Consider the following 11,899-nt stretch of genomic DNA (forward strand, 5'->3'; position numbering starts at 1 on the left):
TATAGATAATTCAAATAAAAACTACAGCTTCGACTTCGCTCAGCTAGCTTACACCGAGGGCTGAGCGAAGTCGAAGCCCGTCTACAAGTTATTTAAAACGACTATATCTATTGGGTCTGTTTTCCTCACTTAAGTGACTAGAGCTATATCATCGGAAGCGATCGCATAACTACCAAGAATTTTCAGGTTTTCCGTAACATTTTTTAGCTCTTCTAAGGCTTCATCTAAATTGGGATCGGCGATCGGCGCTTCGACATCGATGAAAAAAATATATTCGCCAAGCGATCGCTTAGTGGGACGCGATTCAATGCGACTTAGATTGATTTGGCGATCGGCAAATACGGATAGGGTCTTGACTAAGGCTCCTGGCCTATTGCGATCAAGACTAAAGGCAAGAGATGAATGGGTTCCCTGAGTAGTGGGAGCAGTGCGCCCTAACACTAAAAAGCGGGTGCAGTTATCGGGGCGATCGTTAATCGGAAAGTTCAGGATCGGTAAATTATATATTTCCGCAGCATATTTTGAGGCGATCGCCGCTAACGTGGCATCCTCCGCGACCTGATGGAGTCTATCGGTATTGGAGTCCGTCGCAATCTGGCGAGCCTTGGGTAAGTGGCGTTCGAGCCATCGCTGACACTGGGCTAGACTTTGGGGATGGGAATAGACTGTCAGGATGTCCTCAAGATTTTGGGCGCAGCTAATCAGGGCATGGGCGATCGGCAAAACGATCGCCTGCTGAATTTGCAATGATTCTGATTGCCAGAGGCTATCAAGGGTCATCGTTACCCCCCCTTGGATGGAGTTCTCTATAGGCACGACAGCTACCTCCACCTGTCCCCGCTCAGCCGCATCGATCGCTTGGGGAATGGTGGAATAGGGAACCATCAGTGAATTATCTGGCTCTAAGTCTGGATAACTAAGCTGCAAATACCGCAAGGCTGCTATTTCTGAATAGGTGCCCGCAGGACCAAGGTAAGCGATCGTCGTCATAAGGTAAATAACTAATAGTATCGCGAGTAAGCAGCTAAGTATAAATAAACTTAAAACCCAGAAGCGAGTACCGCCCGCTGAGGGGGCGGTACTCGCTTCTGGGTTTAGTTTTTAATTATGCTGAACTACTTATCTCCCATCAGACGCTCGTAGAGTTTAACTCTGGGATTTCTAAGGTAGACAAAGGGAATTTTCGATCTAGCAGCATATAGGTATCCATTTCACCTCTTCCTTTGATAAAGACCTTACCGCGATACCAGAAGGAATATTTATCTTGAAGTAAATCGTAGGTGGATTGCGTGACTTGAATACCGCCCGCCAAACCGTGAGATTCCATACGACTGGCAATATTAACCGCGTCCCCCCAGAGATCGTAAATAAATTTGCGAATGCCAATTACCCCTGCAACGACCGCTCCCGTATTAATGCCAATGCGTAACCGAAAAGTCGTGTCATCTCCCCGTTTAAACTGAGCAATAGCTCTTTGCATCGCCAAGGCCATTTCCGCGATCGCTTCTGCGTGATCAGCTCGGGCGGTGGGCAACCCACCCACCACCATGTAAGCGTCCCCAATGGTCTTGATTTTTTCTAATCCCAAACGATCGGCTAACAAATCGAAGGAAGAGAAAATTTCATTCAGCATCGTGACGAGATCGTTAGGAGAAACTTGGGTGGATAGTGCCGTAAAGTCCACAATATCCGCAAACAAAATGGTCACATTATCCGATCTAGAGGCGATCGTATTGTGTCCTAATTTCAACTCGCTCACGATCGCCTTGGGCAAAATATTAAGCAATAAATTTTCCGATTTTTCCTGTTCCGCTTTTAGAGCTTGCTCGGTTTGCTTGCGTTCCGTAATATCTTGCACCAGACCTTCGTAGGAAATGAAATTCCCCTGTCGATCGTAATTGGCTTTGGCATTAATCAAAATCCAAATGATACTGCGATCGCTCTTGTAAACCAGAGCCTCAAAACCATTGACCGCACCATTAGTAGAAATCTGATGCAAGAGATCTCGATAGCGCTCAGGCTCTGTAAATAACCGATAGGGATCGTCCGCAACTTTAGTTAATAAGTCGCTAGGTGTTTCATAACCATAAATATTGGCGAGGGCGGGATTGGCATTGGTATAGCAGCCATCGGGTAGCGCTTGAAAGATACCTTCGATCGCCCGTTCAAAAATGCTGCGATACTTCTCCTCCGCTTGGCGAAGCGATTCTTCAATTTGCTTTTGATGGCTAATATCAATAATCACGCCATCCCAAACCGTATCGCCATTTTCATGTCGATGGGGCTGAGAAATAATTCTGACCCATTTCACTTTCTCAAACAGACTGGAAACCCGATACTCATGCTCGAAAGTGATCAGAGCTTCAGCGGAGTTTTGGACGATCTCGTTGAGTTCGGCACGATCCTCAGGATGAGCCATATCAAATACCCATTCCAAATGCTCGGTGAACTCCTCAACCGATATGCCAAATATTTCCTGTGTACGGGGACTGATATAGGGCATTGAGACTTCGCCATCGGGGTGTAAGATGGCTCGATAGACTACTCCTGGCACATTGTCAGCGATCGCCGAAAATCTTTGCTGACTTTCCCTTAATAGCATCTCCGCTTGCTGTCGATCCGTGGCTTCATTTTGAAGACGCTTGATCGTTTTTTGTAATTGGATCGTCCGCTGCTCAATACGCTGTTCTAGCAATTCATTGGCATCCCGCAAGGCTCCTTCGACATTTAACAAATCCGCCTGTGTCTTCAGCAAACGTTGATTGGCATTAAATAATTTCGACATCACCGCACGGGTGATCTCAGGAGCCAGTTGATTCCGACCCTTGCCATGTCCTCGCCCTAAGAGCTCCGCGATCGTCATTTCCAAATCTTGCGCATCTTTTTCGAGTTGCCAACTCTGCTGAATGCCTTGGGTGATGTCGGCAAGCAGCTCGATCGCTACGGTGGATGTGTTTGCAGGTAGGTCTTCTACCCCCAACCAAGGCATTGGCTTAATGGGATCGATGGTATGGAGAATCTCAAAATTGCCCGCACTAGAAATTTCGGCAATCCGACAGGCTGTCCAAATATGTTGGTTGCAATCGCAGACAATTTTCCCCGCAGGCGAGTCAAAGCTCTGACCATAGGTGGCTTGGCGAACCGCAATCACATCAAAGGTTTGGGCAGACTCTACCGCCTGTTTCCATAAAAACACCTGACTATAGGCGGACTGCATCGTTCCATGCACCACTGGCAGTGTTTTTTGACCTGCCTCAAACCAATGGGCTACTTTCTGCAAAAAATCTTGATTTTGGCTAGTATCGAGACTCTGAAAATAATTAGCGCTTGCTAAATGTCCCGCGATCGCTCCTAACTCAATCTGGTCTTGCTGAAGGCGATCGCATAGCTGCCGCAATTCTAAATCGGTAAACCGTAAAGCAAGCACGGGAATTTCCGCCGCCGTAATTCCCGCTTCGGCATACTGCCGCAAAAAAGCGACAGAATTTTCTAAAGAAAGGGTGATAACTACCGTAGTTGGCGCAATATGCTTGATTTTGGCAATAATATCGCGATAATTAGTGATATTACGCGGAATATAGTCTTCACCTAAGAGAAGCCCATTTTGCAGCTTAAGTTGGGCGCGAATAATCTTATTAACCGTACGGGAGTAAATACCATCTGTCCCGATTAAGTACAGGCGATCGCCCTTATGTTGCAGCAGCCAATCAATGGCGGGTTGAACGACTTGGTTCGGACATGTCCCTGTATAAAAGATATTAGGCGAGCATTCTAGCCCTTCATAGCCATAGGGATACCATAGTTGCGATTGCGTCTTGACGAGCAGGGGAATCAAACTTTTGCGATTCGAGGATGTCCCGCAACCAAATAAATTTTTAATTTCTAGTTCGGTAATTAAAGCTTTTGTTTGCAAGGCAATATTCTGATCGTTAGGGGCAATATCCACTACGATGGGATCGATGGCTCGACCTAATATGCCGCCAGACCGATTGATTTCCGCGATCGCCATCAAGGTGGCATCTTTGATGAGGGTTTCGCTGCCCACATCATCACCACTTGCGTCATTTCTTAAGTCACTCAAGGAGTGTATGACTCCGACTCGAATGACTTCAGTCCTACTTTTATTTTCAGTATTTAGGGACTTAGCCTTTCGATCCATGGTAACTCGCACTCCCTGAGTACAATTTAATATACAGCTTAATATTTAGATATTTTAGATATTTAGTAATATTTAGTGATATTTTCTAGTTCGCACTATTACTCAATTAACTCTTTTTATATACAAATAAAAATTACTACTGGTTACTAATAGAACTGTTAATATAACCAGCACTCATACTTAAAAAATTAGTAGATCTATTTTTAAAATCCTTCAGAATCTAAATAATATCTCCTAAATCTAGCTCGATCGCTGTGCAAATTTGTTCCGCGAAATGGCTCAAACTCTATATAACTAATGTTTTTGCATTTTTACTTACATTATCATAGACTACGGTCCAAGGTGCGAGCATCAAGCGGGGACTGGGGTAAAACATAGCACATGGCATTTGAGATTGACTGATGTAAAACCAACAAAATCTTATCTCTAGCTGTATCTAAATGATCTAGATCGAGCCCTAGACAATCATATAAATCTAAGTTTGCAAATTTCTTTTGCAGCCAATTTATTTCCGCGATCGCCGATTTCGTAACGATCAAAATCGGCAAATCGGCAAGTATCTCTAACTGACTAATATCTTCTAGGCATTGCAATAAAGACTGATTATCGCCATCAAGTAAAAATAGATCTGGCAGCCAGATCTTAGCTAAAATATCGCATTGAGCGAAGTCCTCCGCCTCCAAAAGACAATGCCCTAGCTCCTGCAATAGCTCAATAACCGACTCTTCCAAATTCTGATTTAAGTATAAAAATTTGAGGGGTTTAGGTGTAGGGACATGGTTGGGTAAAAAGTGGCTCAGTTCGTTTGCGTTCAGGGGCTTGAGCAAAATTCCATCAGCTTGATGAACCGCTATTTTCGGTTCATCTGGGCGTTTCATCATCACCACGCGGATATGTTGCGTTACTAAATCTCCCTTGAGTAAAGCTAAAACATCCCATCCCGATAACATCGGTACATGAGGACTTAAAAGAATTAAACATGGCTGTAAACGCCGAGCTTTTTCGAGGGCTTCTGTCCCCGATCGCGCCACTACCACCTGATACTCTAGCTGCGTCAACGTATTTCTCAGCCAATCGACGACTTCAGTCGAAGTTTCCACAATCAAGACTAAACGGCTATGACTGATATCAAGCTGGCGATCCTGTCCCAACTTCACATGGGGATTGTTTGGCTCAGGGGGTAATAGAATGGTAAATTGGCTACCCACATTCACCTGCGATACAAAGGTAATATCCCCACCATGCAAACGGGCTAAATGTCTAGTCAATATCAAACTCACACCCGTCCCTTCAAAACGGCGCGTGAGAACACTTTCTACCTGTTGAAATTTTTGAAATACTAGGTTTTGTTTTTCCTCAGGGATCCCAATCCCTTGATCCCAGACTGTAATTGCCAACCAACCTTCCCACCATTTTGCGGTAACTCCTATTTTAGGAGGCGTAGATGGCTCATCATCCACCAATTCCGATGGCAAAAAGCTAAATTTAAAGGCATTGGAAAGAAGACTCACCAGCATTTGCTGCAATCGCGTCTCATCGGCATAAACAGTCTGGACTGTGGGCTCGATATCGAGCTGAATATCCAGATCCCATCCTTCCTCAAAGTGATAGTTACGGAAAATCGTAGAATCCTGTTGAACGAGCTTCTTGACCTGCTGAATACTTTTTTGGCAAACCTCTCGTACGGAAACCGTCTCGGCGTATAACTCTAATTGCCCTGACTCAGCCTTAGCAAGGTCGAAGATATTATCAATGATCGAAACCAGTTGCCGCCCACTCTGGTGAATCATTTTTACATAGCGGCTTTGGCGATCGTTCAGTTCCCCAAAAGTATGGTTGGTCAATAAACTAGCAATGCCAATTACCGAGGTTAACGGCGTTTTTAGCTCGTGATTGATGCAGGTTAAGAATTCATCCTTGACCCGACTTAAACCTGATAATTCTTGCGCCAGATTTTTTTGCGCCGTAATATCGTAGGCGATCGATAGATCCAAACCCTGCAAAGCTCCCTGTAAGGAAACATTGATTACTTGCCATGTAAAAGATGCGCCATCGGTCGTGCAGAATTGGTGAGTTACGGGAGTAGTTTGCAGCAATTGCGGATCGTCTGCCGCAACTCCCGCATTCATAGATCTCTCTTCCTGCAATAGGTCAGCATTCGTAGAACTGACAATAGCTAAACTCTCATGTAGACTATTGCGCCAAGCCGCATTCATGCCCACGATCGCCCCATCTAAATCGCTAATCATTACAGGTAAGGGCAATTGATAGATCAGGGGTAATAGCAGCGAAGTAATCGATGGGCTTTGACTTTGTTCAATTTGAATGAGCGATCGCAGTAATTTTGTGACTTCGAGAAGAGCCGTGAATTTGCCCTTGGCATCGACCAAAGCCCAAACTTCAGCGGAATGGCGATATTGCGAAATTCTTTGCAAAAAATCAGCGATCGTCATCGCCATCGAAATCGCAGGCAATGGCTCTAGATCGATGTCTTCTAAAGCGAGAGAGGGCGCAATAAACGAGAAACTAACCGATTCAGATTGCCAATTTAGCAAACATCTTGCATTAAATAATCCTTGTGGCAGATCGTTTTGATCAAGCACTACAACATTAGACCATCCTTTTTTAAGCAAGGCTAATGCTTCGGAGACATCCGTGGGCAGTCGGCAAATAGCTACTAGCGACTGTCCATATATCTCTAAAGATTGATTTAATATGAGGGAGTCCATATGCTAAAACCCTTACGGGTCATTTTTAGTAAGTGCTATTCATCGCTAACTGTCTATAAATTTTTATATATAGTACGATCATCAATTTCACATGATTTCGCTATTTAAGTGCGAAAATAAAGATTAAGATAAAGTCCCAGCCATTCCAACCACCAATAGCCAGTGCCTGTGTTGTCCAATCTACAAGTATGCTGTTTGGTGGCAGAAGCAAATGTCAACCAAACTAAATCTAGCCTTGCCGTCTTTTTACCTGAGGAGCGATACACCTTTACGGTAGTTTCAGATGTTGAAGCAATTGTAAGTTTACTAACAAAAACTCAAAATGCCCAAGATTGTCTAGTTATATTTAAAGATATCAGGAGAGATATTGAGGCTGTCTTCGATCGCCTCGGTAAGTTAAATATTTTCATACCTACCATACTAGTTCTAGAAGATCTGTACGAACAAAGCGAACCTCCCTATGAATACAGCGAATCAAAAGACTTTTACCGAGCTAGTATCAGCATTCATCGCGATCAGCTCCAAGATCTACCAATTATTATCGATCAGGCGATCGCCACTTTTATCAAGATCTCGCCACAAATTCAACATCAAGTCTTCGTCAACATTCCATATACTGCCGCATCAGAATCTTTAAATGTCCAACAACAGAGACTAGCGCAAAAGCTTAATGAAAGATTGGGGTATTTGGGGGTGTATTACAAACGCGATTCACGATTATTCCTACGCAATCTATCTCCCGAAGATAGAAAAGAGTATATTGAACGCTTAAAAAACATCTATCGGTCGATCATCCTTGAGTATTTTTTAGAAAAAAATGACAACCTCAATCAAAAAATTGATGAATTCGTTAATCTATCATTTTTTGCCGATATCTCCGTATCCCAAGTTCTCGAAATTCATATGGAGCTAATGGACGAATTTGCCAAGCAATTAAGACTAGAGGGTCGCAATGATGAAATCTTACTGGACTATCGCATTACGCTAATCGACATGATTGCCCACCTCTGCGAGCTATACCGCCGCTCGATTCCGCGATCGTAAATACTCTATAGCCTAACTATAGACTGACTTTAATTCCGCTGAGAAACTCGCTTGCCCCAAGCCTCTCTCTATAAATATAAATATTCTAAATATTCACAAATCTAAGGTTGTTTGCGCTCCCAGTAATCTTGAAACTCCACCTTGAAACTCTACATATATTTTGTCTACACTTTGTTCATATCCCTATTTATATTCATTCAAAGCACAGGAACCAACCGCAGTTATTACCCAGAAGTTTAAGAGATACGTTATAAATAGCCGAAGCAACCCAAATTAATGAAATGATTCGTAAAACCTACGTCCTAAAACTCTACGTCGCAGGCAACACGCCAAACTCGGTGAGGGCGCTGAAAATGCTCAACGATATCCTTGAGAAAGAGTTTCAAGGAGTTTATACATTGAAGGTCATTGATGTGCTTAAAAATCCACAACTAGCTGAAGAAGATAAAATCCTCGCTACGCCAACCTTAGCAAAGGTTTTGCCTCCCCCAGTTAGAAAAATTATTGGCGACTTGTCCGACCGAGAGAAAGTATTAATCGGACTAGATCTACTATATGAGGAATTAATTGGCAATGACTAGCTCACCCATCGAAAACAATAACAACATCAATACCGATAATAAAAGGCAAGAGCTAGGTGTCCAAAAACTACGCACCATGATTGAGGGGCTAGACGACATCACTCATGGGGGGCTACCCAAGGGGCGATCCACCCTAGTAAGTGGTACATCTGGCACTGGAAAAACGCTACTAGCAATGCAGTTTCTCTACAACGGCATCACTGGGCTAGATGAGCATGGGGTATTTGTTACCTTTGAAGAATCTCCGTCTGACATTATTAAAAATGCCCATAGCTTTAACTGGGATCTGCAAGAACTCATCGATCAAGGTAGATTATTTATTCTTGATGCCTCTCCCGATCCTGAAGGGCAAGAAGTAGTGGGAGATTTCGATCTTTCTGCTCTGATCGAACGGATTCAATACGCCATCATTAAATACAAAGCAAAGCGGATCTCGATCGATTCCATGACCGCCATCTTCCAGCAATACGATTCCCTAGGTCTAGTCCGTCGCGAAATTTTCCGTATTGTTGCGAGACTAAAATCCTTAGGCGTAACCACAGTCATGACCACCGAGCGCGAGCTGGAATATGGTCCCGTAGCAAGATTTGGGGTAGAAGAATTTGTTTCCGATAATGTAATTATTTTAAGAAATGTCCTCGATGGAGAACGTCGTCACCGAACAGCGGAAATCCTAAAACTCCGTGGCACCACTCATATGAAAGGCGAATTTCCTTTCACAATGACCAGTAAGGGGATCAATATATTTCCCTTGGGAGCTATGCGTCTTACGCAAAAATCCTCTAATACAAGAGTTTCCTCTGGGATTGCAACCCTTGATGAGATGTGTGGCGGTGGCTACTTTAAGGATTCAATTATTTTAACCACAGGGGCAACAGGTACTGGTAAGACCCTAATGGTAAGCAAGTTTATTGAAAACGGCTGTGAAAATGGCGAACGCGCAATTTTATTTGCCTATGAAGAGTCTCGCCAGCAGCTTACCCGTAATGCTTCTTCTTGGGGAACCGATTTTGACAAGTGGGAGAGTTCGGGTTTATTAAAAATTATTTGTGTTTACCCTGAATCCTCTGGGCTAGAAGATCATCTACAAGTAATCAAATCTGAAATCGAGTCCTTTAAGCCATCCCGCATTGCGATCGACTCCCTCTCAGCCTTGGCAAGAGGCGTAAGCAATAATACTTTTAGACAATTTGTAATTGGCTTAACGGGCTATGTTAAGCAAGAAGAGATCACTGGTTTATTCACAAATACAACCGATCAGTTCATGGGATCGCATTCAATTACTGAATCCCATATCTCTACGATCACAGACACAATTATTCTGTTGCAATATGTAGAAATTCGTGGACAAATGTCCCGCGCAGTCAATGTCTTTAAGATGCGGGGATCGCGCCATGACAGCCGCATTCGCGAATATATCATCACCGATCAAGGCGCACAGATTAAGGATTCATTCCAAGGATTCGAGAGGATTTTAAGTGGTTCGCCAACCAGAGTATCCGTCGATGAGAAATCTGAGCTTTCAAGAATTATCCGAGGAGTATCTGTTGAACCCTTAGAATAAGAAACAAGCAAAACCAAAATTAGCAAGAATATTCTTGCTAATTTTGGTTTTGCTTGTTTGAGTTTTTTATGGACATCCCAAAGATTCGCGAGTACTTACCCCTGTTTTAGAGTTAGTACCCGATGCATTAATACAAAGCTTTTTGAGTTGTTGCATATCTAACAATGCATTCGTAAAATCAGCCCCAGTTACCTCAACATTATCAAAGGTCGAGCGCAACATATTGGTATCAGTAAGGATTGCATCGCTGAGATCGACATTTTTAAATCTAGAAATATAAGCTATCCCCGAACTAAAATCGCTCCCATGCAAATTCGCTCCATCCAATAACACGCCATTAAAAATAGCCCCACGCAAATCAGCGTTAGTAAAATTAGCATTCTTTAAAGTAACACTAGTAAACTCAGCACGAATTAGATTTTTACCAGAGAAGTCTTCACCACCTACCGCATTTAAAATTGAGCGAGTAACGCTAGAAGAACTGGCAGCTTGGACGGACAATGGCATTAAAAACACGAATACAGATAGGACGATACTTGTAATTAATTGCCAATATTTCATAATCTCTTGAGAATAATTCAGAATAATTTTTGTATTGCTAAGCAGCTAGGCATAGGTAAAATTAAAGCCTATAAGAGCGTATCGCCCACGTAGTGGACAGTGCGCTCTATAGGTTTGGTTTCTAATTATGCTGAACCACTTACTTAATAAATATTAACCTGTAATAAACCTGTAGTATCGAAATCCTCTACAACATCAAATATTAAAATTACGATTTTTCAATATCTCCATCCTTAGGAGTTTCTTCACTTCGCCTCGATACGAGTTGCGATCGCTGTTCGCTGGTAACTAAACCTTCCAATAATTTCTTCGACTCCACTTGTTTCTTTGCATTAGTTGAAACATGGCTAACTGTAACCACAGAATCACTACCAATGGCACTTGGACAAGAGCGAATATGCACGTCAATACGTGGCATTGCAAGCTCGGAATCAAGGCACAAAATTGCCGCAGCACCTGATATATCATCCGTATTTAGAAAACGAATAAGTTCTTCCTTCGACTCCTCAGTAACACTACCTACCCATTGTTTATCTCCGTACCAATCATTTCCATCCTCATTAAAAGGTTCACCCGCCGCTCCAAATGGTATGGAAGCAGCTAGAAACCCAACAATTCCTAATTCAACCGCCCACAGAAGATAGCTAAAAGTATCGTTAAGTTTAATTTTGCTACTTCCCCGACTTATGGTAGTGCCCTCCTTCGCTGATAATTTCACAAACCCCACAAAACCTGATGCTCCAGTTTCTTGCTGCAAAATTGCATTGGTTTGCTCTTCAACCTGTCTCTTGTCTGAAATATTATATTCACGAAGCATAACTTTCTCAGTTTCCTGTTGAAAATTGATGTACTGCCCATACATAAGCGAGCCATAAGTTATAATTCCTCCTAACAAACCCATCCCTAAGGAAATCATAGGATTGCGAATTTTAGTTTTTTTAACAATAAAGCCAAGTGTTGCTCCTGTAGAAAACCCCATAACCAAAGGGAATAAAATAATAAAGTAAATAAATTTACTAATAAATGCAGCGCTACTACCAACTGCTACACCTGAAACGAGCGAAGCAACTGCCAAGATAGAAATACTTTGCGAAGAGGCAATATTACTTGGTTTGTATATTTTCATGATTCGAGCCTATTGATATGGATTGATATGGTAGATTCCACCCCATTATTTTACATTTTTCATAAAAAATACAACAAAAAAACAAGAGAGACGATGAAAAGTTAACTTTTCATCGTCTCTCTTGTTTTTAAGATT

Annotated in this window: 8 protein-coding genes; 3 read left to right on the forward strand and 5 right to left on the reverse strand. The window is 42.7% G+C overall.

Annotation, left to right across the window (positions count from 1 at the left end):
* Window positions 1-129: 129 nt before the first annotated feature.
* The 3 genes from pheA to AC805_RS09695 form a co-directional block, all read right to left on the reverse strand.
* Complete coding sequence (gene pheA, locus AC805_RS09685) at window positions 130-990, reverse strand: prephenate dehydratase (protein ID WP_055075241.1); 861 nt, start codon at window positions 988-990, stop codon at window positions 130-132.
* A gap of 139 nt (window positions 991-1,129) precedes the next feature.
* Window positions 1,130-4,159, reverse strand: coding sequence for a transporter substrate-binding protein (locus tag AC805_RS09690; RefSeq protein ID WP_055075242.1), 3,030 nt, complete (start codon window positions 4,157-4,159; stop codon window positions 1,130-1,132).
* 323 nt (window positions 4,160-4,482) lie between these two features.
* Window positions 4,483-6,888 carry a hybrid sensor histidine kinase/response regulator gene (locus AC805_RS09695; RefSeq protein WP_055075243.1) on the reverse strand — a complete coding sequence of 802 codons (2,406 nt, stop codon included), beginning with the start codon at window positions 6,886-6,888 and terminating at the stop codon, window positions 4,483-4,485.
* 168 nt (window positions 6,889-7,056) lie between these two features.
* Between AC805_RS09695 and AC805_RS09700 the strand changes: the two genes are divergently transcribed.
* The 3 genes from AC805_RS09700 to kaiC all read left to right on the forward strand — a co-directional run bounded on the left by AC805_RS09700 (window position 7,057) and on the right by kaiC (window position 10,077).
* Window positions 7,057-7,932: a circadian clock protein KaiA gene (locus tag AC805_RS09700; protein ID WP_055075244.1), complete on the forward strand. Its 876-nt coding sequence runs from the start codon at window positions 7,057-7,059 to the stop codon at window positions 7,930-7,932.
* A 281-nt stretch (window positions 7,933-8,213) separates the two neighbouring features.
* The gene (gene kaiB, locus AC805_RS09705; RefSeq protein WP_009626105.1) at window positions 8,214-8,513 is read left to right on the forward strand and encodes a circadian clock protein KaiB; all 300 of its coding nucleotides are present in this window, start codon (window positions 8,214-8,216) and stop codon (window positions 8,511-8,513) included.
* The gene (kaiC, locus tag AC805_RS09710; RefSeq protein WP_009626106.1) at window positions 8,506-10,077 is read left to right on the forward strand and encodes a circadian clock protein KaiC; all 1,572 of its coding nucleotides are present in this window, start codon (window positions 8,506-8,508) and stop codon (window positions 10,075-10,077) included. The genes kaiB and kaiC overlap by 8 nt, the downstream gene beginning before the upstream one ends.
* Window positions 10,078-10,143: 66 nt before the next feature.
* Here kaiC and AC805_RS09715 read toward each other — a convergent pair whose 3' ends face one another.
* Together AC805_RS09715 and AC805_RS09720 are read right to left on the reverse strand one after the other, a co-directional pair.
* Window positions 10,144-10,638 (reverse strand): pentapeptide repeat-containing protein, encoded by a 495-nt coding sequence (locus tag AC805_RS09715; RefSeq protein ID WP_055075245.1) that lies wholly within the window; start codon window positions 10,636-10,638, stop codon window positions 10,144-10,146.
* 208 nt (window positions 10,639-10,846) lie between these two features.
* Window positions 10,847-11,764 (reverse strand): hypothetical protein, encoded by a 918-nt coding sequence (locus tag AC805_RS09720; RefSeq protein ID WP_055075246.1) that lies wholly within the window; start codon window positions 11,762-11,764, stop codon window positions 10,847-10,849.
* Between the last annotated feature and the right edge of the window lie 135 nt (window positions 11,765-11,899).

The organism is Pseudanabaena sp. 'Roaring Creek' (assembly GCF_001402795.1).
Taxonomy (GTDB): domain Bacteria; phylum Cyanobacteriota; class Cyanobacteriia; order Pseudanabaenales; family Pseudanabaenaceae; genus Pseudanabaena.